At 30.4% G+C, this 26,696-nt stretch carries 26 protein-coding genes; 9 read left to right on the forward strand and 17 right to left on the reverse strand.

Going from position 1 to position 26,696, the window contains the following annotated elements:
* Window positions 1-6: 6 nt before the first annotated feature.
* From QHG34_RS00970 to ffh, 5 genes are all read right to left on the reverse strand, one after another.
* Window positions 7-1,335 (reverse strand): DUF4876 domain-containing protein, encoded by a 1,329-nt coding sequence (locus QHG34_RS00970; RefSeq protein WP_282628213.1) that lies wholly within the window; start codon window positions 1,333-1,335, stop codon window positions 7-9.
* A 27-nt stretch (window positions 1,336-1,362) separates the two neighbouring features.
* Entirely contained in the window at window positions 1,363-4,062 is a 2,700-nt protein-coding gene (locus QHG34_RS00975; RefSeq protein ID WP_282628214.1) for a TonB-dependent receptor, read from the reverse strand.
* 336 nt (window positions 4,063-4,398) lie between these two features.
* On the reverse strand, window positions 4,399-4,791 hold the full coding sequence (locus QHG34_RS00980; protein WP_282628215.1) for a hypothetical protein: 393 nt from the start codon (window positions 4,789-4,791) through the stop codon (window positions 4,399-4,401).
* 190 nt (window positions 4,792-4,981) lie between these two features.
* Complete coding sequence (locus QHG34_RS00985; protein WP_282628216.1) at window positions 4,982-5,770, reverse strand: hypothetical protein; 789 nt, start codon at window positions 5,768-5,770, stop codon at window positions 4,982-4,984.
* Window positions 5,771-5,843: 73 nt separating this feature from the next.
* Window positions 5,844-7,205 carry a signal recognition particle protein gene (ffh, locus tag QHG34_RS00990; protein ID WP_282628217.1) on the reverse strand — a complete coding sequence of 454 codons (1,362 nt, stop codon included), beginning with the start codon at window positions 7,203-7,205 and terminating at the stop codon, window positions 5,844-5,846.
* A 117-nt stretch (window positions 7,206-7,322) separates the two neighbouring features.
* On the opposite strand from ffh, the gene QHG34_RS00995 reads away from it, so the two are divergent.
* Window positions 7,323-7,688 (forward strand): hypothetical protein, encoded by a 366-nt coding sequence (locus QHG34_RS00995; protein ID WP_282628218.1) that lies wholly within the window; start codon window positions 7,323-7,325, stop codon window positions 7,686-7,688.
* Between the two features lie 52 nt (window positions 7,689-7,740).
* Here QHG34_RS00995 and hemB read toward each other — a convergent pair whose 3' ends face one another.
* Window positions 7,741-8,736, reverse strand: a complete 996-nt coding sequence (gene hemB, locus QHG34_RS01000; RefSeq protein ID WP_282628219.1) for a porphobilinogen synthase — start codon at window positions 8,734-8,736, stop codon at window positions 7,741-7,743.
* 261 nt (window positions 8,737-8,997) lie between these two features.
* Here hemB and trmD point away from each other — a divergent pair, with 261 nt between their 5' ends.
* Complete coding sequence (gene trmD / locus QHG34_RS01005; RefSeq protein WP_282628220.1) at window positions 8,998-9,684, forward strand: tRNA (guanosine(37)-N1)-methyltransferase TrmD; 687 nt, start codon at window positions 8,998-9,000, stop codon at window positions 9,682-9,684.
* 41 nt (window positions 9,685-9,725) lie between these two features.
* Here the strand turns inward: trmD and QHG34_RS01010 are convergent, their stop codons facing one another.
* The 3 genes from QHG34_RS01010 to QHG34_RS01020 all read right to left on the reverse strand — a co-directional run bounded on the left by QHG34_RS01010 (window position 9,726) and on the right by QHG34_RS01020 (window position 11,701).
* Window positions 9,726-10,511, reverse strand: a complete 786-nt coding sequence (locus QHG34_RS01010) for an alpha/beta fold hydrolase (RefSeq protein WP_282628221.1) — start codon at window positions 10,509-10,511, stop codon at window positions 9,726-9,728.
* Window positions 10,512-10,586: 75 nt separating this feature from the next.
* Window positions 10,587-11,291, reverse strand: a complete 705-nt coding sequence (gene def, locus QHG34_RS01015) for a peptide deformylase (protein WP_282628222.1) — start codon at window positions 11,289-11,291, stop codon at window positions 10,587-10,589.
* On the reverse strand, window positions 11,288-11,701 hold the full coding sequence (locus QHG34_RS01020; RefSeq protein WP_282628223.1) for a DoxX family protein: 414 nt from the start codon (window positions 11,699-11,701) through the stop codon (window positions 11,288-11,290). The genes def and QHG34_RS01020 overlap by 4 nt, the downstream gene beginning before the upstream one ends.
* A 122-nt stretch (window positions 11,702-11,823) precedes the next feature.
* Between QHG34_RS01020 and QHG34_RS01025 the strand changes: the two genes are divergently transcribed.
* Complete coding sequence (locus QHG34_RS01025; protein WP_282628225.1) at window positions 11,824-12,639, forward strand: hypothetical protein; 816 nt, start codon at window positions 11,824-11,826, stop codon at window positions 12,637-12,639.
* Window positions 12,640-12,733: 94 nt separating this feature from the next.
* Window positions 12,734-13,162, forward strand: coding sequence for a hypothetical protein (locus tag QHG34_RS01030; RefSeq protein ID WP_282628226.1), 429 nt, complete (start codon window positions 12,734-12,736; stop codon window positions 13,160-13,162).
* Window positions 13,163-13,203: 41 nt separating this feature from the next.
* On the opposite strand, the gene ctlX is transcribed toward QHG34_RS01030, so the two are convergent.
* From ctlX to QHG34_RS01055, 5 genes are all read right to left on the reverse strand, one after another.
* Entirely contained in the window at window positions 13,204-14,142 is a 939-nt protein-coding gene (gene ctlX / locus QHG34_RS01035) for a citrulline utilization hydrolase CtlX (protein ID WP_282628227.1), read from the reverse strand.
* Window position 14,143: 1 nt separating this feature from the next.
* Window positions 14,144-15,058 carry a dimethylarginine dimethylaminohydrolase family protein gene (locus QHG34_RS01040; RefSeq protein ID WP_282628228.1) on the reverse strand — a complete coding sequence of 305 codons (915 nt, stop codon included), beginning with the start codon at window positions 15,056-15,058 and terminating at the stop codon, window positions 14,144-14,146.
* A 78-nt stretch (window positions 15,059-15,136) separates the two neighbouring features.
* Window positions 15,137-16,114: an amidohydrolase family protein gene (locus QHG34_RS01045; RefSeq protein ID WP_282628229.1), complete on the reverse strand. Its 978-nt coding sequence runs from the start codon at window positions 16,112-16,114 to the stop codon at window positions 15,137-15,139.
* Window positions 16,115-16,242: 128 nt separating this feature from the next.
* On the reverse strand, window positions 16,243-16,683 hold the full coding sequence (locus QHG34_RS01050) for a hypothetical protein (RefSeq protein WP_282628231.1): 441 nt from the start codon (window positions 16,681-16,683) through the stop codon (window positions 16,243-16,245).
* A gap of 2 nt (window positions 16,684-16,685) precedes the next feature.
* Complete coding sequence (locus tag QHG34_RS01055; RefSeq protein ID WP_282628234.1) at window positions 16,686-18,920, reverse strand: RelA/SpoT family protein; 2,235 nt, start codon at window positions 18,918-18,920, stop codon at window positions 16,686-16,688.
* A gap of 322 nt (window positions 18,921-19,242) precedes the next feature.
* Here QHG34_RS01055 and QHG34_RS01060 point away from each other — a divergent pair, with 322 nt between their 5' ends.
* Entirely contained in the window at window positions 19,243-21,120 is a 1,878-nt protein-coding gene (locus tag QHG34_RS01060; protein ID WP_282628235.1) for an Nramp family divalent metal transporter, read from the forward strand.
* 52 nt (window positions 21,121-21,172) lie between these two features.
* Here the strand turns inward: QHG34_RS01060 and QHG34_RS01065 are convergent, their stop codons facing one another.
* Window positions 21,173-21,337, reverse strand: coding sequence for a hypothetical protein (locus tag QHG34_RS01065; protein ID WP_282628236.1), 165 nt, complete (start codon window positions 21,335-21,337; stop codon window positions 21,173-21,175).
* A 178-nt stretch (window positions 21,338-21,515) separates the two neighbouring features.
* Window positions 21,516-23,621 carry an ATP-dependent DNA helicase RecG gene (recG, locus tag QHG34_RS01070; protein ID WP_282628237.1) on the reverse strand — a complete coding sequence of 702 codons (2,106 nt, stop codon included), beginning with the start codon at window positions 23,619-23,621 and terminating at the stop codon, window positions 21,516-21,518.
* Window positions 23,622-23,732: 111 nt separating this feature from the next.
* Here recG and QHG34_RS01075 point away from each other — a divergent pair, with 111 nt between their 5' ends.
* The 4 genes from QHG34_RS01075 (at window position 23,733) to QHG34_RS01090 (ending at window position 26,119) form a co-directional block, all read left to right on the forward strand.
* On the forward strand, window positions 23,733-24,323 hold the full coding sequence (locus tag QHG34_RS01075; RefSeq protein ID WP_282628238.1) for a thioredoxin family protein: 591 nt from the start codon (window positions 23,733-23,735) through the stop codon (window positions 24,321-24,323).
* Between the two features lie 112 nt (window positions 24,324-24,435).
* Window positions 24,436-24,996 (forward strand): TlpA family protein disulfide reductase, encoded by a 561-nt coding sequence (locus tag QHG34_RS01080; RefSeq protein ID WP_282628239.1) that lies wholly within the window; start codon window positions 24,436-24,438, stop codon window positions 24,994-24,996.
* Window positions 24,997-25,139: 143 nt separating this feature from the next.
* Window positions 25,140-25,652 (forward strand): hypothetical protein, encoded by a 513-nt coding sequence (locus QHG34_RS01085; protein WP_282628240.1) that lies wholly within the window; start codon window positions 25,140-25,142, stop codon window positions 25,650-25,652.
* Window positions 25,652-26,119 carry a hypothetical protein gene (locus QHG34_RS01090; protein WP_282628241.1) on the forward strand — a complete coding sequence of 156 codons (468 nt, stop codon included), beginning with the start codon at window positions 25,652-25,654 and terminating at the stop codon, window positions 26,117-26,119. Before QHG34_RS01085 ends, QHG34_RS01090 begins: the two co-directional genes overlap by 1 nt.
* Here QHG34_RS01090 and QHG34_RS01095 read toward each other — a convergent pair.
* Window positions 26,116-26,565, reverse strand: a complete 450-nt coding sequence (locus QHG34_RS01095; RefSeq protein WP_282628242.1) for a hypothetical protein — start codon at window positions 26,563-26,565, stop codon at window positions 26,116-26,118. The genes QHG34_RS01090 and QHG34_RS01095 overlap by 4 nt on opposite strands.
* Between the last annotated feature and the right edge of the window lie 131 nt (window positions 26,566-26,696).

The raw sequence follows: 26,696 nt of genomic DNA on the forward strand, positions 1-26,696 counted from the left end.
TAATTTCTATTGCGCAAAAATCTTTGGTTCAGCTTTGATGTTTACAAAATCGTTTGTCGAATTGTTTGTGTCCTTCAAAATTATACGACCATTAATTGTTTTTTGAGTTATACGAATAATAGATGTTGATGTATAAGAACCAGCTGTTAAATAGGCGTAACCAGCATCTTGTTTGTTCTGTAATTTTTTCGGAACCAATTTAGTTCCCATATCTTGCGTTGTTTCTACAGCATCTAAAATAAAATCATTCGGCAATTGTAAATATTGATATGTTGTTTTATTTGATGGATTTTTCACCTTACCAAAACCATTTATATCATTTTCATCAGCTCTAAAAAGAATATAAGCTTGACGACCTAAATTGTCTAACAATAAATCTTTATTTCCATTTGCCCACCATACAATATCTAAATCGGGAACAGCAGGATTTTGAATATCATACGAATATTGAGAACCTAAATAACTCGTCATATTTACCTCAAAATCGACATTTGATAAGTCGACCGTTAACTCTGGTTTCAGAATTTCGATGACTTTACCATTTGCATCTGTATAATTTCCTTTATGATTTATCGCCGTTTGCGCAATTGTTATACTTTGCCCTGGTTGAACTGGATAAGTTGTTCCATTTCCAGGAATACGAACCGCATTCGCAACATACACATAACCTGTATTCGCTTCAGCACCTTTTGTGTTTCCTTCACCTTTGGACCAATCTAATTGCCCATTTGCTTGAGAATATGATTGAGATTCGACTGTATTTGCACCAAATAATTGCCCAAAAATTAAACCATCTGCATAAATTACTTCATTCGAATTGTTGTAAATCTCGATAAATTGATCTCTAAACAAAGCACCTTCTTTGATATCAGAACCTCCGTAATAGATTTGTTTCAAGATTAATCCTCCAATAGTTTTAGCAGAGTTTAGCTCGATAGCAATTGAAATATTTGAAGAATTTACACTCACATTTTGCGCAGATCCATTAAACTCAATATTATCTTCCGTTCCTGCATCATATCCAAATAAAGTTTCAAACTCAGCTGGAGTCAATGAAAAACTAACATTCGCTGAATATGTTCCTGGTAATAATTGAGGAAAAATCGCTTCACCATTACTGTTCGTAACCTCTTCATACGTCATTCCTGTTTGCGTATTTTTAAGAATTGTTTTCGCATTTACAGGTAATTTTGAAGCATCAAAATCACTATCAAAAGTAACTTTTGTTGTAAATGTAACGGGTTGAACCGCTGAATTTCCAAAATCATCATCAGAACAAGAATTGAATAATAAACTTGCTAAAATAGGAGTGAGAAGTATATATTTTTTTAACATAATAATCTTTTTTAAAATTGTTTAGAATTAGAAAGTATATTCAATTTTACCTCCCAATGAAAATTTTGCGATTTTTGAAACAATTCTTTCACCAGAATCGTTGATATAAGTAGGTTTTAAGCCTAAAACATTTGTTGTGTAAACGGATACTTTAAATCCATTCAAGAAATCTTTCGAAATACGTAAATGGAAATTATGCAATGAATTTTGTAATTCTGCTAATGTTTTTTGTGGCGCTTTAATCAAATGTCCGTACAATTCTGTATTTCCTTGATTTTCGACAGGAATTGCATGATAAACAGAATTTTCATCCAAATATCCGATTGGATTTCTATTGTTGTATTTATCGTGGTTTTGAATAAAAATATGTTCTGTACGAAGAGATAAAATCAATCCAACTTTTTTCAAATGATAATTAAAATTTGTTCCAAACATTAAAGCTTCATCATTCGATTTTGGATTATAATAGACAGCATATTTCTCTTTTGCTAAAACATTTGTAGAAGCCGAATATTCATAAACTGACGTATAATTTGTAGTTTTTGTGTACGAACCGTTCACCGAAATATCTAAATTTAGAGGTTTGATTCGGTTAAAATTCATAAACATTTCGATTCCTTTATCCGTAGATTCTAAATTATTTTCTAATGTTGAATATTTAACTTGATACGCTTCTTTTCCTATTACAGAGTAGGTTGGAGTGGAAGTAGATGTATCAACAGAAATCTTAGAACCTGCTAAAGTTGTGATATGAGAAAATGAAGATATTCCATCTTTTAATTGATTATAATATCCAGTTACGTTTAGCGAACCGAAAGGTAAATTAACATCAAAACCAATTTCTGAATTGTAAGATTTACTTGGCTTTAAATTCAAATTATTTCCTTCCAAAAGAAAGGTTTCAATCCAACCATATTGTTTATTGTTGACATAATAAATTCCGTCACCTAACAAACGATCGTAAATTCGTTCTCCTGTAAATAGTTGATTTAATGAAGGTGCTTTAGACGAAATTCCGTAACCACCACGAATTCTAAACACTTTATTGAACGCATAAGATGTATTTGCACGAGGCTGAAATGAATTGTAACCATATTGATTGTCGTATCTAAAACCTAAATCTAATTTGAAAACATTATCATTTTCGCCATATTTTACAATACGATCTTCTGCATAAGCAGACACTTGCCATTGTGTTTTAGTATTCTTAAAATTATAATCACGGTAACCTAAACCACCTTTAGCACCGCTTAACGTATAGAAATTAGGTGTAGAATCTTCGTCTGTATAAGTTCCACGACCTTTGTTTGAGCTTGAACGAGAAGATAAACCAACAGAAAAAGTATGGTTCCATTTATTTTTAGATTCGTAATTTTTAACACCCTCAACATTCAAGAAAGTAGACATCGGAATACCTTCTACATTTTTGACTAATGTATATTGATTTGGTAAAAATAAAGCTTCCGAAATTCCGTTAACAGTAGAAGTTGTAACCGCTGCCGAAGCAAGATTTACCCAACGTTCTTCTTTCGAATTTTGTTTTTCGTAGTTGATATTTGCATCAACATTTAAAGCATCAATCCACTCTTTTTTTAAGTTCCATTTCAGATTATTTGATAATCGAACAGAGAACTTATCGTTTTTTATTTTTGGATCCGAAATATCATCTGGATCATATTTTATTTTATCGGTATTGATTGCAAAACTTCCTTCTAACGTATTGACAAGCGTATTAATTTTGTTAGATGATTTCCACGCTGCATTTGTCGTAATACGATTATAGGATTTCAGATTATCGCGAACATCAGCGTTTGAATCCAGATAATTTCCCGATAAACTCAGAAAATTTTGATCATTAAGTTTAAAACCTTTTGATAGATTATATTCTGTTGTCGCGTCTAACATCGAAACAGAAGCTCGTAGGGGAGTTGCGCCAACTTTAGATTTAATTAAAATTAATCCCGAAGTTAAATCACCGTATTTTGCAGGTGCAATACCTTGTATAATATTGACTTCATCGATATTTGCAGTTGTAATCTGACGTAAATCGACACCATAACTCGGATTGTTAAAGTCATTGAAGCCGCCACCATCTAAAGAGGTAAAGGCTTGCATATTCTCGTTGTTAGAGATAGGTATATCATTGACAACAATAGAAGTTCCGAAAGCTTTGTTCTGGAAATAATCTTTGCGATCATTCTTTGTATTACTTGATAAACTTCCTGATAATCCTAGATTAGTTGATGAAATAGCCGTTCTGAAAACGATATTTTTAAACTCGTTGTTATTAAAATCCAAAGTAACTTGCCCAGGCAATTGCTGTAAAACTTCGTTTAAGGAAAATGCTTGTACATTTTCTATTGCATCTTTACCAAGTGTAATTTCAGAATATTCTTTTTTCTTTTTCGGAAAGATATTTACTTGCTCTAATCTCAAAGTCTGGTTATACAATACAACTGAGATATTAGATTCATCAAGTTCGATTGTTATATCTTGTGTAGCTTTTCCTTTCTGAGAAAAGGATAAATTATTTGACTCATTAGATAATTCTATCGTAAAAAAGCCATCTGCATTTGTTTCTGTCCAACGTTTGGTTTGTGTATCTTGAATTTGAACATTAGATAATTTATGTCCATTTTCATCTAAAACATTTCCTGTAATAATTCGTTGAGCGTTAACAAAACTGAAAGTACCTAATAAAGAGAGCGCAAGTAATCCTTTTTTCATGAATAAGAAATTGGACTACAAATTTATTTTAAATTAATCTAAATAGCAATAGAATAAAAATCATATTTTAATAAAAGGTTAAGTTTTAATTAGAATACGCTTCATCTATAATGAATAATATTATGTTAAGTAGAAAGGATAATTTTTAGTGTTCTATTTACAAAGCAGCAAAATCAAACCCTAATTGAAAGAAAAAACTAAATATTATTACAGTCAATAAAATTGCCCATATAATAAGGTGAAATTCTTTGAATAGACTATTTTTCATAATTTTAGAATTAAATTTAAATATACTTTATAAAAACTAAACTATTAAAATGTCCTACAAAAAAGAAATTAATTCTGTTTAGTCAAAATAAGTTGAGGACCATCAACATAGGTTTGGTCTAAAATTAGAGTAGACTGAGAATAAGTAGAATTCCATTTTAACTGCTCAATTTCGACATAATCTGTTTTAAATTCATATTTATAGTTTCCGTTAGAATAGCTTAGACTTTCTGAATCGACACCTGTAACAATTAAATTATTATTTTGTTTAAACTCGTATTTGATATTTTTGGAACTATAATCAACTGTTTCCAATTTTATTTCACCAGTTTTGGTTGTAACATAAATTTTAGCTTGCGACAATTTCCAATTACCAACGATCGGAGATTTATTTGTAGAATCGTCATCATTACAACTAATAATTAGAAAAGAAATAATTATATAGTAAATTATTTTATTCATATCAACTTGATTTTAAATTACTATCTAAGTTACTTATATTTTCTTTATTGTAGGTTATATTTATGTTATTTCAATTAAATAGAGGTTTCAAAATATTCAATTTAACATAATAAAGATTATTAATAGTATTATTTCAATAGAAATAATACTATTATAATATATATTATGTTAAATAAGTTTATAAAAACCATTATTCTACTATTGATTCGGGAAATAATGGTTTTCTAAACGAAACAATATTATGAATGGCCTTTGAAGGTTTTTTACTTGGGATATACTTTAGTACAATATAATCTGCAAACATCAATAAGGACGAATATTGCATATCATCATAAATTATATCATAATTATTATTTATAAATTTTTTATTCAAAACAATAATATGTCCATTGATTCCATTTTTTGTTGTATCTGTTACAAAAATATTTTTTGATAACTTATTTTGTATTGTATTATACAAATCAATGTCCTTTGGTTCTAATTTAAATTTATAAGATCCACCATACTCAGTTTCAGTATATCTCTGAAATTGGGTTACTTCTATATTAATTTTAACATTATTATGATTATCTATCTCTAATTCATAAGGTGCTTTAAAACAATCTTCACTCACGCAATAATAATGATAAACAGCACTTATAACTAAATCGTTTAATTTCATCTGATTTTTATTCTTAATCAAATCATAAGATTTTAAATTATTTTTGATGTAATACGTTTTTTTCTCTTTATTTACCAAATCTCCTGCGGCTAAAGAATCTACAACGATATTATATTCACTAATTTTATTCTCTTTTATCTTGCTGTTACTAGTAAAACCAATTGAATAAGTATATGTTCCATCATTTAAGCTCCAAGATAAGCCATCACCTTTTGTAGTATTGTAATACACATTTATCTCTTCCTTTTCTTTATTACAATTAGTGAAAAGACCTAAAATAGCTATATATAATATGTATTTACTTTTTCTACTTAACATAATGTAAAAATTTAAGACTAAAAAAACCTCCAATACGTTGGAGGTTTTAATATACTATAAATTATTGTAATAATTACATTTTTGGCATTCCTGGGAATCCACCTGCTGGCATATTTTTAGACATTGTTTCCATCATCTTTTTACCGTTAGCAGAATTCATAAATTTCATCATTTTACCCATTTCAGAGAATTGTTTCAATAACTGATTCACTTCTTGTAATGTTGTTCCAGAACCAGCTGCAATTCTTTTCTTACGAGAATTATCGATAATATTTGGATTTTGACGTTCTTTTTTCGTCATCGAATGTATAATTGCTTCAACACCTTTGAAAGCGTTATCGTCAATTTCAACATCTTTCATTGCTTTTCCAGCACCAGGTATCATTCCAACTAAATCTTTCATGTTACCCATTTTCTTGATTTGTTGAATTTGTTTCAAGAAATCATCAAAATCGAAACTATTTTTGGCAATTTTTTTCTGTAAACGTTTCGCTTCTTCTTCGTCAAATTGTTCTTGAGCGCGCTCTACTAAAGACACAACGTCACCCATTCCCAAAATACGATCGGCCATACGTTCTGGATAGAAAACGTCTAACGCTTCCATTTTTTCTCCAGTCGAAATAAATTTAATTGGTTTATCTACAACCGTTTTGATAGTTAAAGCTGCACCACCACGAGTATCACCATCTAATTTTGTTAAAACAACACCATTATAATCTAATACATCGTTAAAAGCTTTTGCTGTATTCACCGCATCTTGACCTGTCATAGAATCTACAACAAATAACGTTTCGGTAGGATTTACAGTTTGATGTACACGACGAATCTCGTCCATCATTTGTGTGTCAATTGCTAAACGACCAGCTGTATCGACAATAATAACATTATTTCCGTTTTGTTTTGCTTGTGCAATTGCAGCTTGCGCAATTTCTACAGGATTTTTATTTTCTAAATCAGCATAAACATCAACACCAATTTGCTCTCCTAAAACTTGTAACTGATTGATGGCAGCCGGACGATAAACGTCACCAGCAACTAATAATACTTTTTTGTTCTTTTTAGTTTTAAGATAGTTAGCTAATTTTCCAGAAAAAGTTGTCTTACCAGATCCTTGTAAACCAGCAATTAAAATAATTGTTGGATTGGCATCGATTTTTAATTCGGTAACCTCACCTCCCATTAATTTTGCTAATTCGTCATGAACAATTTTTACCATTAATTGTCCTGGATTCAATGATGTAATTACATTTTCACCCATTGCTTTATCTTTTACAGTATTTGTAAAATCTTTTGCAACTTTATAACTAACATCGGCATCAACTAAGGCTCTACGAACCTCTTTTACTGTTTCTGCAACGTTAATTTCTGTAATTTGTCCTTTTCCTTTTAAGGTATGTAATGCTTTATCTAATTTATCCTGAAGATTTTGAAACATTTTGAGTCAATTTTAGGTCACAAATATAAAAAATTTATATCGATTAAAATAAAATTACACAACAGACCTTATATTTAAGCAAATTATAGTATAATTGCAGCATTAATTATTGGTTGGATGAAAAAAGGTTTAGTACTATTTTTATTCTTTGTTACTGGGGTGGTTTTCAGTCAAACAAAGAACGAAAAAACACATTATTTTTTTTCCATAGCTTATGGACAAAATAATGAAGTTTATGTAACAGATGTTTATGAAATAAACATTGATAACAAAGATATCTACAGCAAATTGGCTGAACGATATGTAAAGTTTCAAGATTATTTAGTGAAACAAGGAAAAGTTTCTTCTAAGAAAGATATTCAGACTGGATACGAGAAGAATTATTACAACAAAGAACAAGCTTTAACAGAGCAACAACATTTGTTGTCAACATTAGAAAAGCAACAATTTATTCCTAAAGTTGTTGATTATCAAATAAAGTAAAACAGATAAGCCACTCAAAATGAGTGGCTTTTTTAATTTATAAATAGTCTGCTTATTGATCGTTTAATAATCTTGCAGCTTCTTTTGCAAAATAAGTTGAAATAAGGTCTGCTCCCGCTCTTTTAAAACAAGTTAAAGATTCTAAAATAACTTTATCATTATCTAACCATCCTTTTTCTACAGCAGCTTTTATCATTGCATATTCTCCCGAAACTTGATAAACTGAAACCGGAACTTGTAAATTATCTTTCACTAATTTCACAATATCCAAATAAGCCATACCTGGCTTTACCATCAAAATATCAGCACCTTCTTCTACATCAGCAATTGCTTCGCGCAACGCTTCTTGCGAATTATGGTAATCCATTTGATAGGTTTTTTTATCTTTCGGAATATCTTGTGTGTCTACTGGCGCAGAATCTAAAGCTGTGCGGAAAGGTCCATAAAAAGATGAAGCATATTTTGCTGCATACGTCATGATTCCTACATTATGAAAACCATTTTCCTCTAACGCAGCACGCATCGCTCCTATTCGACCATCCATCATATCAGAAGGTGCAACAAAATCGGCACCAGCTTCTGCGTGAGATAACGTCATTTTAACTAAAGCTTCTACTGTTTCGTCATTTACAACTTCTCCATTCTTGATAATACCATCATGACCATAGATAGAAAACGGATCTAATGCAACGTCAGGCATCACAATCATTTCTGGAACAGCATCTTTAATTGCTTTGATTGTATTTTGCATCAATCCATTCGGATTCCATGCCTCTTTACCTGTGTTATCTTTTAAGTTATCACTAACTTTACAATATATGTTAACTGATTTTATACCTAAATCCCAGATTTCTTTTACTTCTTTTACTGTATTATCTATGGATTGACGGTAAATACCTGGCATTGCAGCAATTTCTTCCTTCACGCTTTCTCCTTCAGCCACAAAAATTGGTAAAATAAAATCGTTTGGTGACAAATGATTTTCGCGAATCATACTACGAATTGATTCATTTTTGCGTAGTCGTCTATGTCTGTTATATAAAAACATTTGATTAAAATTTTAGGCAAATTTACTCGATTTCATTTGAATAAGGCTAATGAATAATATCAATTATATTTATTAATTTTAAAGATATATTGATGATATAAATATTATACTGAAATAATTATCTTTCATACTAATAATATCTCATTTATTTATCAAAAGATTACAACTGGAATAAAATTATACAACAATATTCTGCTATATTTTATAATCAATTTGATTGTTAAACTTGCGCAAACGTAGCTAAACAAATATCTTTGCAGCATGCGAATAGATATTATCACTGTTTTACCCGAATTATTAGTTAGTCCATTCTCTGCCTCGATTATGAAACGTGCGCAAGACAAAGGTTTAGCTGAAATTCATGTTCACGATTTGAGAGATTTTGGAAAAGGACGTTATCGTCATGTAGATGATTATCCGTATGGAGGAACTTCTGGAATGGTGATTATGTGCGAGCCCTTGGACAAAATGATTTCGAAATTGAAAGATGAACGCACATATGATGAAATTATTTATTTGACGCCAGATGGTGAAACATTGAATCAAACAATTGCGAATGATTTGTCGTTGAAAGGAAATCTTATGATGATTTGTGGACATTATAAGGGAATCGATCAACGTATTCGTGATATGTATGTAACGCGTGAAATTTCGATTGGAGATTATGTACTTTCGGGTGGAGAATTTGGTGCAATTATTTTGGCTGATTCTATTATTCGATTGTTGCCTGGCGTAATTGGAGATGAGACTTCTGCCCTTTCAGATTCGTTTCAAGATGATTTGTTGGCACCTCCAATTTATACACGTCCAGCCGAATATAAAGGTCTAAAAGTTCCTGATGTTTTGCTTTCGGGTAACTTTCCTAAGATTGAAGAATGGTTACATGAAAAAGCTATTGAACGTACAAAAGAACGTCGTCCAGATTTATTAGAAAAAAGATTAAAATAATTAGAAAAGCTTCAGAAATTCTGAAGCTTTTTTAGTATTTTTTATTTTATTCGTTGAATATATTCAATTACTTTATCATTAAAAATCTGTGGTTGATCTACGTTGACAACGTGTCCACAATCTTCGATTACAATTAATTCTGAATGATTGGTATGCGTTTTAATCAATTTCTGAATCGATGGTAAAAACATGTGATCTTCTGATCCCATTACATAAAGTGTTGGTATATTTAGTTCAACCTCTCTAAACCATTTTAGTAATGGGTTGATATCAGCTGTTAATTTAAACCATTTCAAAAATTCTTTTTGATACAATTTCTTTGCTTCATTAATAAACAAATTACGAGATTCTTTGTGGGCACTTCTTGGCATAATCGCAAAAGCAAAAATGCGGTACAATAACAGATAAGGAATCATGTGTTTAAACATATTTCCAACCGTCATCAAGAAACGACTTTGATAATTCATCTTCATAATTGCTCCTCCCATTATCATTGATTTAAAACGATCTGAATAATCTTCGGCCAATTGACGAATCACTATTGTTCCTAAAGACATCCCAACAAAATGTGTTTTCTCTATCTTTACATGATCTAAAACATCTATAACATCTTTGGCAACAGATTTAAAAGTATATCTTTTCTCAAAAAGTGATTTCAAATTTGTTTTAGATCGACCATGTCCTCTTAAATCTAATAAAAGAACATTAAAATGTTTACGAAACTCACGAATTTGTTTAAACCAAATCGTAGAACTTCCTCCTGCTCCATGAACAAAAGTAACCCATTCTGTACTTGTTGGATGAGTATATGTGGTGTATGCTAACAATTTTCTAAATAAGTTTGTGCAAAATTAAACTAAAAACTATGCAAAGCATAACATTTTAATTAATTTAAGAAATTTTTAATCTTCATCATCTTCGTCTTCATCCAAAATAGAATTTGTTTTTTTCAAATAAAAAACATCATTCATTACTTCAGCTTTAACAAAATTTAATTTTTCTTGTTCTTTCATACGATCAGTAAACAAGGTTCCGATTAAATGATCATATTCGTGCTGAAAAATAACTGCTGTAAAACCTTCTACGGTTTCATCATGAAATTTACCATCCAAATCGTAATATTCTAACCTAAGAATTAAACTTCTATAAACTTTTCCGAAAATATCAGGAATTGATAAACAACCTTCGCGTCCATGACGTACAATGTCAGAATACCATGTAATTTTAGGATTAATAATAAACTCAAAAGGTTCATCCTCTTTGTCAAAACGTTGTACCCAAACTGCATTACGATTGATCCCGATTTGTGGAGCTGCTATTCCAACTCCTTTACTTGCTTCGTCTTGTACAGTTGCGTACATACGATCAGCTAATAATTTAATCAATGGATCTTTTGGATCAATATCAATTGACTGAGCTTTCAATATTTTTGTATCAGCTTCAGAAGTTGTTAATAAAACACGAAATATATCGTGCGATTTTTTTTCTTTTACTAAAGCTATTTCTGACTTTGAAAGCGGTTTATAAGTGGTGTTTTTCATATTTCTTGATTGAGCAACTAATGCTGAAGAACAAATTAATAAACCGAATGCGAATAATTTTATCACTTTTTAAGAATCAATTTATCTAAAGAATATTTTCCTGCACCTGATAAAAATATAACTAAATAATTAATTAAGAAGAATAATCCTAATTCTTTTTTGCCAAAATCATGATCTGCATGTACGATGAATACTGCAACTAACATGGTAATTATTAATGGAATTGAGGCTAAACGTGTAAATAATCCAACAAAAACTAAAAAAGCACAAAGTATTTCTGCAAAAACAGTTAATCCTAATGAAATTTCAGGACCAAGTCCAATTGGATCACCAAACTCAAAATTACCATTGACTAATTTTTGTAATTTACCAAAACCATGCGAAAACATAAATCCACCGGCTGCAAGACGTACCAATAATAATGAAGCATCAATAAAAGCAGGTTGATTTCCTAAAAGATTAAATTTTGTACTCATTTATTTTAATTTGTTTCAAATATAAGTGCAACTTTTTACGTTCGCATTTAAATAGATCAAGAAAAATGAAATCTCTTTTATTTTTGGTCAAATTATTGAAAAGTTAAACTAAAAATATCAACATGTTAAAAAATATAGCCCTAATTACATTTCTATTTTCTAGTTGTGTGTTCGCGCAAAAGTCAGAATTACAACAAAATGATGTGGTAGGAAATCCAACTTTTATTGAAGAATCGATGCAAAAAGCACGAATTAGAATAAAGCAAATAGAAGGTTATGAACTAGAATATTACACAAAATCTACTTATAATAAAGAAGGAAATCCATCTAAAAGAGATTATTTTAATGAAGCAGGTGATTTGACTTTTTCTGAAACTTTTACTTACAATGAGAATGGAAAAGTTGTTTCTCGAGAAATGAAAAGTAAAGATGAGAGTTTAATTTTCAACTTTGATTATGAATATACAGCTGATGGTTATTCTGTTACGAAGAGTGAAAACGACGTTAATGTAACAAAAACTGACTATAAATTAGACGATAAACAGAATATAATTTATGAGAAAGAAGTAAGTTTATTAGAAGATACAGAGATTTTTACGGAAAAAAATTATCATTTTCAAAATGGATTTTTAACTAAAGTTGATGTAAAATATAACCAAGGAACATATCGTTTAGAATATAAAAATGATGCGAATGGAAATCCTCAAGAGGAACTTTATTACGATAAATATAATAAATTGATTAATAAATATTTACGAAAATTTGATTCTACTAATAATATTGTAGAAGAAACAACGTATGATGAAACTGGTAAAGTAAGAAATGTTTCTACAATTAAGTATCAATATGATAACAAAAAGAATTGGACAAAACGAACACAATATGTGAAGGATTTTGATCAGCCAATATCAAATACAACGAGAACAATCCGTTATTAAATAATTAAAAGAGTCAAAAAAAATGACTCTTTTTTTGATGATTTAAATAAAAGTTATTAAATTTAAGGATATCAATCGTTTAACTTTTGTTTTTATGATTACGGATGTACAAAAATTCAATCAATTATTTCAGCTTTATCAAAAAGATGATCGATACAATTTGTATATACACGATTTTCCGAAAGATGAGTTTATGCAACGATTTTTTAATGATGAAGTTGAAGATTTACATTTAGAATATTTTGATTTAGATGCTAGAATAAATAAGAAAATAACAAATTATCATGCTAAATTCGCTGATTTTTTTTCAACTGAAAATTTGAGCACAATTCAGTTAGAATCGACATCAGGTTATTTTAAATTGCACGATTTTTACTTTATGACTGAAAACGATACGTTTATCTTCAATTATATTCACCGAAATTTTTTATCACAATTAATTGATATTCTTCTCGCTGAGTTAGATTGCAATTTTATCAGTCGTCTTAAAACCGAATTACTAATAAATTTAGAATATGATTAATAAAAAAACGCTGAACAAAATGCTCAGCGTTTTTTATTTTTTTATTTCTTTGGTAAGAAAACTTCTGCCATCATGCAGCGAGCGCTTCCTCCTCCTAATTTTTCAATCAAATCTATCTTAACAGGTAAGATTGGATTATAAACTTCAATTTTAGAAATTTGTTCTTCTGTCAAAGAATTATAAGCGGTTTGAGACATTACCAAATACGATTGTCCTAAACCACCAACTTGTAACATATTTCCTGCAAATTGATGCATTTGCTCCTCTGTAATAGCGATAATCTCTTTTTCTGCTTCTAACAAATACTCACAAACTGCTTTCTTTTCTTTTTTATCATCGATAGAATCTAAGCAGATAATCGCATATTTATCTGCAACACACATCATTACATTGGTATGATAAATTGGTTTTCGCTCACCATTTACCGTTTGATTGGCATGAAAAATAACAGGTGTATACTCTAATTCTTCACAAAATTCAATCAATAAATCTTCGTCCGTTCGTTGAGAAACACATGCATAAGCTAACTCATTTTCGCGATCAAGAATAATACTTCCTGTCCCTTCTAAGAAAATTTCGTCCTCTTCTGCCGATGTAAAATCAATTACATCTTCAACATGAAATCCTTTTTCTTCTAACAAGCCCAAAACATCTTCTTCGCGACGTTCTTCTCTTCTATTTTTAGCAAACATTGGGTACAAAACAACGTTTCCGTTATCGTGAAATGAAATCCAGTTATTTGGAAAAATAGAATCTGGCGTATGTGGCGAAGCCGTATCTTTGATCGTGATAACATTTACTCCTTTTGAGCGCAAAGCAGTAACCATTCCTTGAAATTCTGCCAAAGCTTCTTGCTGAATATCTTCTTGAGAATCTGTGGTTTCTGTTTGAAAATAATTATTAACAGCCGTTTCTGGATTGTAATAAAAAGCTGTTGGCTCAACCATTAAAATAGTTGATGTATATTGTTTTTGTTTCATGTTATTTTCTAATTAAAGGCATTGTAGAACATCTTAATAAACCTCCCATTTTAGAGACTTCGCGGTAATTAATTCGCTCCACTTTTATATTCCATACATTTTCTAAATGATCATTTAAACGCATAAAATTTTTCTCAGAAACAACAACTTCAGGAGAAATTGAAAACACATTAGGATTCATCCAATACATTTCTTCTTTTGTCACTTCGAATAGATTTTCTTTCCCAAAAATATCGACAATTTGCTGATACTCATGCTCAAATAAAAAGCCATCTTTGTAGATAATCGCTTTGTCTTTCCCAACTGGATTGAACGTACAATCTAAATGCAAAATTCCTTCGTAAGGATTTTCATCATTCTTTTTCAGTTCAAAATCCAAAACTTTTTTGTTTGGAAATTTAGTTTTAATATATTCTACAAACTCAACATTAGTACGTCCAGTTTTATAATTTTTGAAATCTGCTTGTTTATATGTTCCAACAAAAATATAATCATTGTACAAAATCACATCGCCACCTTCTACATAAACTTCTTCTGGTAAAGAATTGATTTTATTACCTTTAAATTGTTTCTTTATTTCTCTGTAAGCTTGTAATTCTTCTAAACGATCTGGTATAATATTAGAAATAAAAAATTGATCTTCAATTACAAAACCGACATCACGAGAAAAAACTTGATTACAATCTTCAATCATCGTTGGACGTAAAACTTCTACATTATATTTCTTTAAAACTTGTTCAAATTCTGACATTTCCTCAATTAAGTCTTCTTCTTTTGGATAGTCATTATTTTGTACGGTTTCATAAGATTTTGCATCGAAAGTTTGATCAAGTGTAGGATTTGCTCCGTTCGATTCTGCTCGTCCCAATACTACAGTTTGTAGTTGAGCCGTTTCGTTCTGTACATTTAATCGCATAATTTATTGTGGTTTTAATTTTGTGTTCCAAAAAAAATCCCGCTGAAGCGAGATTTTAATTTTGTATAAATATACATTTTATTTTTGAATTCCTAAAGCTTTCAAGCCATTTACTGTGGCAATATTCGAAAGTTGTTCCACATCATAAAAGTGGCAAGACTCTAGCATTACACGTAATTCTGTTAATAAATGTCCATCAGAAAAAGGTTTATAAATATCATTAATATTGTCTGTTCCGAAGGCTACATTAATTCCTTTTGGGATCATTTCGTCAACTGGTGTTACTGAATTGTGAGAAGGCGCTAAACGCTCTGTACGATTGTGATCGATCCATGCAGTTGGACAAGAAACAATGTGCATATCTGCTTTTTTGATCAAATCGTATAATTCGTAACGATATTTTCTTGGATGTGCTGCAACCGAAATTGAGTGAACCGCAGAAACTTTTCCTTGCATTCCGTGTTCGATCGTTTTCAATGCTAACTGTTCAGTTTCTTTTTCTTCGTCTGTATTAAATTGATCAACATGAACGTGAACCAATTTATTTTTTGCTTTTGCAGTAGATAATAAAATATCTAAATGCTCTTCTTCTCTACCAAAATCTTTTGCAGGTAAACCTCCAATAATGTCCACAAAATCCGAAGACATATCAAACCATTCGCGCGCTTTAGGATCAATAACTCCTTTCAACACTTGGTTTGCAAAACGCATTTCGATATCTTTTCCGTAGTTATCTTTTAGGCGTTGAGCCGCTTGTATACTACGATCTTCGATTACTTCGTCTGCATCAATAAAAGAACCAATCGCTTGACAACCTTGCTCTAACATATAGTTAATCGCTTTTTCCATACGGAAATAAATATCATCAACTGATGAATTGCGCTTCATATCATCAACTAAATGCCATTTCTCTTTTAAGTAAGAATTAGATAATGCAAAAGTGTCCGAAGTCAATGAATAAGCTCTGTCTAAGTGTGAATGCGTATTAACCCAACCTCCTTTTTCTTTGATTTTTTCAAGTACTTCCTCGATTGGATTATAGTTTTGTTTGTTCATCGTGAGTTTGTTTGTTTTCGGGATGTAAAATTAACAAGATTATTCAAGAGAAATGAAGCGATATTATCAAAAAGATTTATGTAACTTTGTGCCTTTGTTAGTAACATCAGCGAATAAAAAAGTCCAACTTACGTGTTGGACTTTTTGGTATTATAATGAGATAGTGTTGTTATTACTAATAATATGGCTGATAGCAACCAAAACCAATAACCAAATAAAAGAGTATTATATTCTTTGATTTCCATAAAATCAAGCTCAAATATATGATTAATACTATATAATGACATCTGAAAAAAAGTAAACATACCAAGGATAATACCTATTTTTTTTCTATAAAAAATCCAACCTAATAAAAGTGTAAAATTTCCTAACCAGCAAATAAAGTCAACTGGTAATTCTAAAATCGTCATATACCCTAAAATCAGATAAGCAAAACCTAAATATTCAGTTTCATTATCACTCGTATAATAATCAGCAAAATTATCTAAAATCAAATGTACTGGTAGTATCAAACTTATGATGAATATAACAATACTAGATATAAGAAAATGTTTACTTTTTAATTTCACAATTAATTTTTATAAGTTCGTTTTACAGATTGTATTCCTTCAATATTTTTTAACTCCATCATAATTTTTTCTAATTCGGTCTTATTTTTAACGGAAACAGTAATTTTTCCATCAAAAATACCTGCATCTTCAGATAAATTAATACTATGCATGTTCAAAGAATTATTTTTTGAAATAACCAACGTAATATCACTTACCATTCCTGCTCTATCCAAACCTTGCAGCTCGATAAGCGCTTTAAATTCACGTTGAGAAGAATCAATCCATTTCGCTTTTATAATACGATATGCATAATTAGCTTGTAATGAAATAGAGTTTGGACAATCAACTTTATGTACTTTTATTCCTTTCGAAACTGTTATAAATCCAAATACTTTATCACCTGCAATCGGGTTACAACAACTCGCTAATTCATAATCTAAACGCTCTTCATCATTTCCAAAAACAAGCGAATCTAACTTCGTTTTATGTTGTACAAAATCTTCTTTTTTAGATGTGTTAAAAGTTGATTTTCGGAAACGATTAATTAATCCAGTAAAACCTGTATTTCGTTCGGCAAATTTGCGTAAATCATTGTTGTCAATAATTCCCATTGCAACATTATAAAATACATCCATACTTGAACTTAACTTAAAGTATTGCTGTAATTGATTTACCGTACTCTCGTTAAAATCAACCTTTAAGTGTCTTAATTTTCGTTGAATAATTTCTTTACCTTCGTCTGCAACTTTACGTTTATCAGAGTTTAAAGAAGCTTTAATTTTACTTCTTGCTTTACTTGTAACAACATAATCTAACCATTCTAATTTAGGTTTTTGTTGCGTTGAAGTAATAATTTCTACTTGATCTCCACTCTGTAACTGATGTGATAAAGGGAATAATTTTCCGTTTACTTTTGCACCCAAACAATGGTCTCCAACATTACTATGAATAGAGTACGCAAAATCTAAAGAACTTGCACCTTTTGGCAACGAATGTAAATCTCCTTTTGGCGTAAAAACATAAATCTCTTTTGAATACAAATTGAATTTAAAATTATCCATAAATTCAACTGCATCTTTGGTATCTTCTTGCTCAAGCATCTCACGAACTTGATGTATCCATTCATCAACTTTCGTGTCATCTTCAGAGACATTCTCTTTGTATTTATAATGCGCTGCAATACCCATTTCTGCAACTTCATCCATTCTTTCGGAACGGATTTGCACTTCTACCCAACGCGCTTGCGGTCCCATTACTGTAACGTGTAGCGATTCGTAACCTGTTGTCTTCGGTTGCGAAATCCAATCGCGCATTCGTTTTGGGTTTGGTATAAATAAATCTGTTATTAATGAGTAAATTTTCCAAGCAATAAACTTTTCGTTTTTACGATCTGAGCGATAAATCACTCGAATAGCAAATAAATCGAAAACTTCTTCGAATGGAATGCCTTGCGTTACAGTTTTACGATAAATAGAATTGATAGATTTAGAACGACCTTTAATTTCGAATTCTAATCCTTCAGCTTCTAATTTTTCATTGATTAACTTGCAAAAGTCATTGATATACTTTTCTCTATCCGCTTTAGTTTCTGTTAACTTTTGCTCAATATTGTGATAAGCTTCTGGTTGAGTATATTTTAAACTTAAATCTTCTAATTCAGATTTTATATTATACAACCCCATTCTATGCGCTAAAGGAGCATAAATAAAAATTGTTTCGGAAGCAATTTTTACTTGTTTATCTTCTCGCATACTATCAAGCGTTCGCATATTGTGTAGACGATCTGCAATTTTAATTAAAATAACACGAACATCTTCAGAAAGCGTTAATAATAGCTTTTTATAATTCTCTGATTGTATGGATAAATCTTGACGATTCAGAACCGAAATCTTCGTTAACCCATCAATAATTTTAGCAATTTTTTTCCCAAATAGCTTTTCTATATCTTCTACAGTGTAATCTGTATCTTCTACAACATCATGCATTAACGCTGCAGCGATTGATGTAGCACCAAGTCCAATTTCATCTGCAACTATTTTAGCTACAGCAATCGGATGATAAATATAAGGTTCGCCAGTTTTTCTGCGTTGATCTTTATGCGCATCTACAGCTAAATCAAAAGCCTTACGAATCAATTTTTTATCATCGTCAGACAAAGTGATATAGGTATTTTGTAGCATCTCTTTATAACGTCGCGTAATCTCAACGTTCTCTCGCTCTAATTGTTCTTCTGTAATAACGTGCGGAGTTTCCATCTTTATAAGTTTTGGGTAATAGTTAAGTTGAATTAATCAGCTAAAACAACATAATCAAAAACTAAATATACGAGTTTTTCTTTTTTGTTTTCATGAAAAAATTTGAAATAATTCATCAACTCTATAATTGAGAATTGGTATAAATTCTAATTCATTAAAATTCAATCACAATATGTATGATTAAATAATTTTAATCAAATAATTTTCTTATTAAACAATGCTTTAAATCAAGAATTATCGATCACTATTATAGAATAATATTTTCTCAAAATCCTGATATTTTTAATCATTTTTACGTTAAATTTGATATAGAAATTCATTCATGTCAAATCAATCGCACTCAAAATCTCTGGAAGATGTTCACGAAAGTGTTCAAATAAAAAAAGGAAAATTCCGTAAAATACTAAGCTTTTTTGGACCAGCTTATCTAATTAGTGTAGGATATATGGATCCTGGAAACTGGGCAACCGATTTGGCTGGAGGTAGCCAATTTGGGTATACATTAATTTGGGTATTATTGATGAGTAACATTATGGCACTATTGTTACAAAGTTTATGTACCAGATTAGGAATTGTTCGACGAAAAGATTTGGCGCAATGTAACAGAGAAACTTACCCAAAAGGAATGAATTTAGTGCTTTATATTTTGGCTGAGATAGCGATTGCTGCTTGCGATTTAGCCGAAATATTAGGAATGGCTATTGGGCTTAATTTACTTTTTGGTATAGATTTGATGTATGGTGTTTTAATTAGTTTTTTAGATACATTTCTCTTATTATATCTTCAAAAACTTGGAATGCGAAAAATGGAACTTTTCATTGTTGGTTTAATCACAATGATTGGTTTATGTTTTTTGACTGAAATGTTTTTAGCTAAACCAGATTTTGGAGAAGTTGCAAAAGGTTTTATTCCTTCTATTCCTAATAGTGCAGCTTTGTATATTAGTATCGGTATTATTGGTGCAACAGTAATGCCTCATAATCTCTATTTACATTCGGCCCTCGTACAAACACGGCAAATAAAACGAGATGATTTTTCGATAAAAAAAGCATTAAAATATAACTTTTGGGATAGTGCAATCGCACTTAATTTAGCATTTTTTGTAAATGCAGCTATTTTAATTCTAGCTTCATCTGTTTTCCATAAAAATGGCTATCATGATGTTGCAGAATTAAGTGATGCTTATAGATTATTGGGAACAACATTAGGAACAGATTTAGCTCCAAAACTATTTGCTGTAGCATTAATTTTAGCAGGACAAAGTTCCACTGTAACAGGAACTCTGGCAGGACAAATTGTAATGGAAGGTTATCTGCATTTGCGTATAAATCCAGTATTGAGAAGAATTCTTACCCGACTTTTAGCTGTAGTTCCTGCTGTGGTCGTTATTCTCGTTTTTGGAGAAAAAGAAGTAGGATCTTTGTTGATTTTTAGTCAAGTTATTCTAAGTATGCAATTGGCATTTGCAGTTATTCCGTTGATTCATTTTGTGAGTGATAAAGAAAAAATGGGAAACTTTGCAATTAATACAACAACAAAGTTTTTTGCTTGGACAATAGCTTTCATCATTTCATTTCTTAATGCAAAATTGGTTTATGAAGAGTTCAATAAATGGATGACAAATAGTGATTCTTATACACTAAATATCTTTCTTGTTGGATTAGAAATCGGACTTTTAGTGTTATTACTTTTGACTTTTTTCATTCCACTATTTATCAAGAAAAATCAAGAAAGTCTGAAAGAAATTCACGAACCGTTTGAAAAGTTTACTTTAGAAGAAATCTCAAAACAACATTTCAAAAAAATTGTAGTTGCATTAGATTTTTCTAAGACTGATAAAAAAGTCATCAATTACGCGACACAATTAGCAACACCAGAGTCTACCTTAATTTTAGTGCATGTGGTAGAAAGTGCTTCTGTAAAATATACTGGAGAGCGTACAAATGATGAGGAATCACAATCCGATCTGAAACGACTCGAACAATATGCTGAAATTCTACGTCCACTTTTTCATGAAACTAAAATCGAATTAGGTTACAATAATCGTGTGAAAACAATTGCAGAAATTTGCAAAAAAAATCAGGCTGATTTGATTATTGTTGGTTCACATGGACATCGTGGTTTGATGGATTTTATTTTTGGAGAAACGATCAATAAACTACGACATCAAGTTAATATTCCTGTTTTTATCGCTAAGTAATTACTATAGAATAAAAAAACCGCTAATAAGCGGTTTTTATGTTTTATATTGTTTAGTTCTTTCTAAATCGCTGAAAGGACATAGACGGTTTCATTTTTATAGATTCATTAGCAATTAAGACCATCACATTTAAATGTTGGTTGAACATCCAAAGTGAATTTCCTTCAACCTCTACTCCTTGCGGAGTTCTGATAAGTTCTAAATTTGTGTACATCATAATCGATATTTTTATGGTTGAGCTAATATTGTGTTAAAAAATATAATTTACGTTAAAATAATTTAACACACCTAATAAAATTAAAAGTTTCTAATAATAATCAATGTTTGAAATATTAAAATAAAAACATCATAAATTATACCAAATAATAGTCAGAACATTTAGTGAATGTTAAATATTAAGAAATTTGACTCCAACCTACTTTATCTTTATGATTATCAATGAAATACTTTTTAGTTGATTCATAAATTGGTGAAGAAAGTGTCGGATCTTGTAAAAGAATAGCTTCCACACATTTTCTTGCAGCATACAAAACTTCTTTGTCTTTGGCTAAGTCAGCGATTTTAAGATTTAAAACTCCACTTTGTTGCGTTCCCATCATATCTCCAGGTCCGCGTAATTCCAAATCTACTTCAGCTACCTGAAAACCATCATTTGTTTGACACATCGTTTGTATACGACGTTTCGAAACATCATTTAATTTTCCTCCTGTCATCAAAATACAATACGATTGTTCCGCGCCACGACCAACACGACCACGAAGTTGATGCAATTGAGAAAGTCCAAAACGTTCAGAATTTTCAATGATCATCACCGAGGCATTTGGTACATTTACTCCAACTTCTATCACAGTTGTTGCTACTAAAATTTGTGTTTCATTATTCTTAAAACGATTCATTTCAAATTCTTTATCCACAGGTTTTTGACGACCGTGTACAATACTTATTCCATATTCTGGTAACGGAAAAGCACGAGAAATACTCTCGTAGCCGTCCATCAAATCTTTCAATTCTAACTTTGCTGATTCTTCAATTAACGGATAAACCACATAAATTTGACGACCTTTCGCAATTTCATCTTTCATAAATTTGAACACACTCAAACGATGTGCATCCATTTTATGAAGCGTTTTAATTGGTTTTCTTCCTTTTGGCAATTCATCAATCACCGAAACATCCAAATCTCCATACATTGTCATCGAAAGTGTACGCGGAATAGGTGTTGCCGTCATTACTAAAATATGTGGTGGAAGTTTAGCTTTTCTCCAAAATTTAGCACGTTGAGCAACTCCAAAACGATGTTGTTCGTCAATAATAGCTAATCCTAAATTCTGAAAAATCACATTATCTTCTAACAAAGCGTGTGTTCCGATGATGATTTTAAGGTTTCCATTTTCAAGATTTTCTAAAATTGGCTGACGTTTTTTCTTTGTCACCGAACCAGTTAATAATTCAACCGAAACATCCAAACCATTCAATAATTCTGTAATGCTTTCATAATGTTGTTGTGCAAGAATTTCGGTTGGTGCAATTAAAGCTGCTTGAAAACCATTATCTACCGCAATCAACATCGTTAATAACGCAACCATCGTTTTTCCAGAACCAACATCACCTTGCAACAAACGATTCATTTGAGCTGGTTGACGAAGATCAAAACGAATTTCTTTAATTACTCTTTTTTGTGCATTTGTCAGTTCAAAAGGTAAATATTCATTGTAAAAAGTATTGAAATAATGACCAATTTCTGGAAAAGGGTTACTTCTATTCTTTTGTTTATTGACTGCTTTTTGAGAGAGATTAGCAAGATTAAGAAAGAAAAATTCTTCGAATTTTAGACGACGAATTGCTGCATTAAGTTCAGTTACATCTTTCGGGAAGTGAATTGCTTTTAACGCTTCATTTCTTCCAATTAATTTATAATGATCCAGAACATTTAAGGGTAAATTTTCAGGAATATCGATATTTTCAGCAAAAAGATTCATCATCATTTTTTGAAGAAAACGATTCGTAATTCCTTTTTTCGTTAACTTTTCGGTACTCGGATAAACGGGAAATAAGCCAAGCGGAATATTTTTAGCATCTTCAACTAATTCAATTTCAGGATGTGTTATACTGAAATTATTATTGAACATATTAGGTTTCCCGTAAATGACAACTTCTTTGAAAAGATCATTTCTTAATTTCTCCTTTTGCCAAGAAGAAACTTTAAACCAAACCAATTCCAAAGTTCCCGTTCCATCTTGAAATTTACCAACCAAACGCTTTACTTTTCCTTGGTTAATTTCTTCTAAACTAACAATTTTACCTTTTAATTGAATTTCGGCAGCTGTTGAAGAAATTTCAGAAATTTTGTAGAATTTTGATTTGTCCACATAACGAAAAGGAAAATGTTGTATCAAATCTTCGTATCTAAAAATTCTGAACTCGCTTTGCAATGTTTTAGCACGCTCAGGTCCAGCTCCTTTTAAATATTCTATTGTTTTTTTTAATGGATTTTGATACATTTTTCTACTTTCGGAAGGCGCAATTTACCAATTTTTAACGACAAACAATGTCATCGTTGTTACAAAATAAGCTCGTAGAATTACATTATATTTGTACTAAAATTAAGAAAAATGAATTTAACAGAATACATCAACAAAGGTCTAACTTACGACGAATATATTACACGAGTTGAAGATGATTTAGAAAACGAGGTTGAAAATGATGATCCAAAAGAGTATGTACAATATTATGCTTTGGGATTGCAACGTATGAATCGTGTTACGAAAACATTTCAGTTAACTTCTGTACAAGAAAATAGAGTTAAAGAAACACCAAATAACTTCAAAATTTTATCTATAACAGAAGGTTGGTGTGGAGATGCTTCACAAATTTTACCTGTGATAGAAAAATTAGCGAATGCATTAAACATTGAATCTAAATATATTTTACGTGATGAAAATTTAGAATTGATGGAAAACTACAGAACAAATAATGCATTGTCAATTCCGATTGTTATTGGAGTTGCTGAAGATGGTAGCGAATTATTCCGTTTTGGTCCTCGTCCTGCTTATGGTATGGAATTGTTGGCAAAATTCAAATCTAGTCCTGATATTTACTCGGCAGATGATTTTCACGAAGATTTACAAAAATATTACAACACAAATAAAGGTGCTGATATTGTAGATGAAATCTTGGATTTAGTTGACGAAAATTTAGCATAAAAAATAGTATAAAAGCTTCAGAAATTCTGAAGCTTTTTTCTTGTTTACTATTTTATATCATTTGTAGAAATAGCTTTTTGTTCGCATCTTTGTAATAATATATAAAAACGAGATGAAAGCAAACAAACAAATCATTTTCGCAATTGTAGTTGTTATCGCTTTAGTAGCGATTATGTTTACACCAATTGGTACATTTTTTAAAAGTAAAATGGAAGATAATAGTCATTTGGCAGGAAGTGATATCGAACTTACAGAAAGTGATTTTGATATTGACTTAGTTGGTCATAATGGTGCTCAGAATACAAATTTGATTGATTTCAAGAAAAGTGGTGAAGTTGTTTTTCTAAACTTTTGGGGAAGTTGGTGTCCTCCATGTGTAGCTGAAATGCCATCAATTCAGAAATTATACGAAGCTAAAGGACAAAAAGTGAAGTTTGTATTAATTGCAATTCAGGATAAACCAACTGTTTTTAATGCTTTTTTGAAAAAAAACAACTATACAATGCCTGTTTTTGAACCAAATAGCCCAATTTCAAATAATATGTTACCAAAGGTTTTTCCTACAACATATATCTTAAATAAAAAAGGTGAAATTGTGTTGAAAGAAACTAAAACAAGAGATTGGAACGACAAAGAGATTAATACTTTGTTGGATAAACTAATAGCAGAATAAATTAATATTTTCAAAATACAAAAAAGGTAATTTTCTAAAGAAGATTACCTTTTATTTTTTTCAGACTTTATAAATTTGCATCAATTATAATTTTAGTGAAAAGTAAACGACTAATTAAATTTTTTACGATTCTAATCATTTTTGTGATTCAGTTTCTTTTTTTATTTGCGATCTTGAATGAGCGAATAAAACATTATGCTGTTCCATATATTATTGTTGCTATATGTGTAATGTTAATTGTTGTTTACCGTAAATTTCCACTTCATCATCACGAATATTCATTTGATCGAAAAACATTAGTGCTTTGGATTCCGATTGCAGCAATAATTACGTATATCATCAATAATCAATTTGGTTTAGGAGGAGTTTTTTCTGCTGGAATAATCGGAACAATAGGATCATTTCTGACACTATTAAATCGTCGCTCTGAGTATCTCAAACAAATTGCTGGACCAATTTATTGCGGTGCCTTTATTGGAATGACATCACTAAAGTTTGAATATGTTTATTATATGATTCTTACAGCTGGTGTTTTTACAGCTTTATTATTTTTTGCAACAAAATCGTTGTTTGTAGGTGTTGGTGGAAAATTAGGTACGTTAGCTTTTATAGGTGTTTTGTTAAGTATGTTGTTGTTTAAACTAATTTTTGGATAATGTTACAATTCTTCATTTTATTACTTTGTTCGGTTACAGCAACCTTACTTACTTATGAAATCAATATCAGATTTAAACAAGGTCCTGTCAGAGCATCAGCTTTAATAGCACTTTTTGTTGGTGGTTTTTTCTACTTTTTCCCAAACTTATTACCCGAGTTTTATACGAAAAACATTCCGCTGTATGTGATTGGTGGAACCTTCATCGGTATGGTTTCTTCAGCTGTCAATATTAGTTATATATCGCTTATTTTATCTCAAATTTTATTTGCCGTTTTACTACATTATACAAGCAAAGTTTTCAATGGTTTTGGTGGAGCATTAGGAACAACAGCTTGTATCGCTTTGATGTGCACAATGGCTTTCCCAATTATTACAAAAAATAAAAAAGTAACCTATGGTTATCGGTTACTTCGCATTATTTTTAAGAAAAGAAAAAGACGTAAGATACTTAAACGTAAAGTTTAATCAAAACAATTAAATACTATCTCTCCCAACGATTTAGTGTTCCAGTATTTAATTTGCTTTACTTCAGATTCTCCTAACTCTGTTAAATCTTCTTTGCTTACATTTTGTAACAACTCTTTTCTGTCTAAAACAATAATTGATGAATTAACTTCTTGCTTTAATTGTGAGATTAATTCGATCGGAAAATCAATAAAACGTAAATCGTAACAACGGCTATTTTCTACACAAGAAAAAATCAAATATGTAGAATTGATTAATAAATAAAACTCCTTTTTACTTTTTTCATGTTTTATTTTTTGTTGATAAAAATTAGATGATTCATTTGGCTTTATTAAATCTCCTTCTTTTAAAAATGGTTGTTTTACATTTTTTAGAATAGTGATTAATTCTTCTTGATTAAAAGACGGATTGGCATCAAAACCTGTAATTCCTTTTTGTAATTTCATAATATAAGGTTAATTGAATTGTGTTTGTTGATACAAAAATCGATTTTTTCTCTATTTTTTGCGCTTATAATATATTATCAAAAAGTTAAATAACTTTTGTATTTCTGCAACAAAAGTTTAACAACAACATA

The sequence above is a fragment of the Empedobacter sedimenti genome (assembly GCF_030005555.1).
Taxonomy (GTDB): Bacteria; Bacteroidota; Bacteroidia; order Flavobacteriales; family Weeksellaceae; genus Empedobacter; species Empedobacter sedimenti.